This is a genomic window from Bradyrhizobium sp. 14AA (genome assembly GCF_054185205.1).
In genome coordinates this window covers 1-856 of the sequence record NZ_JAVAYM010000074.1, presented here as the reverse complement: position 1 = coordinate 856, position 856 = coordinate 1, and the positions used below count along the sequence as shown (strand labels likewise).

Below are 856 nucleotides of genomic sequence, written 5' to 3'. Positions count from 1 at the left end.
CTAGGGCCGATCGACATTCAGGATTCCCAAGTGGTTTGATCGCTGATTCATAGAGTTCCGTGATTCGACACGGAGCAGATGATGGCGGCGAAGCGATATGAGCTGACCGAGGCGCAATGGGCGAGGATCTTGCCACTGCTGCCGGGGAAAGCTGGCGACCCGGGACGTACGGCTGCGGATAATCGTCTGTTCGTCAACGGATGTTTGTGGGTTTTGCGGTCGGGCGCACACTGGTGCGACCTGCCGGAGCGGTACGGCAAGTGGAAAACGGTGCATCAGCGCTTCAGCCGCTGGTGCCATGCTGGCGTCTGGGAGCGCGTGTTCGCTGCTCTGACCGCCGATCGCGAAAACCAGTATCTGATGATCGACAGCACCATCGTTCGCGCCCACCAGCAGGCGACGAGCGGAAAAGGGGGGCCAAAGATCAGGCGCTGGGGCGTTCCCGAGGCGGACTGACCACCAAGATCCACATGCTGGCCGATGCGCTCGGCCGTCCGCTCCGCTTCATCGTCACGGCTGGGCAGGTTAATGACATCACCCAGGCGCCCGCACTGCTCGATGGCCAGAGCGGCGATGCCGTGCTCGCCGACAAAGCCTATGACAGCAATGCCCTGCGTGCGATCATCGCGGAAATCGGCGCAACGGCGGTGATTCCGTCAAACCGCACCCGCAGGATCATCATTCCGCACGACGCCGACGCCTACAAACAGCGCAACCGCATCGAGCGCTGCTTCTGCCAGCTCAAACACTTCCGACGCTTGGCAACCCGCTATGACAGGCGAACCGCCAACTTTACCGGCTTCATCCATCTCGCAGCCGCAATGATCTGGATGCAATGAATGTCGATCGGTCCTAG

General features: G+C 61.1%; 1 protein-coding gene. It reads left to right on the top strand.

Annotation, left to right across the window (positions count from 1 at the left end):
- Positions 1 to 81 precede the first annotated feature (81 nt).
- Positions 82 to 839, top strand: a protein-coding gene (locus RAD15_RS43360) for an IS5 family transposase (protein WP_458184790.1) whose coding sequence is annotated in 2 segments (ribosomal slippage) — positions 82 to 424 and positions 424 to 839 — 759 coding nt in all. Because the reading frame shifts where the segments join, the coding sequence is not laid out codon by codon here.
- The last annotated feature ends 17 nt before the right edge of the window (positions 840 to 856 follow it).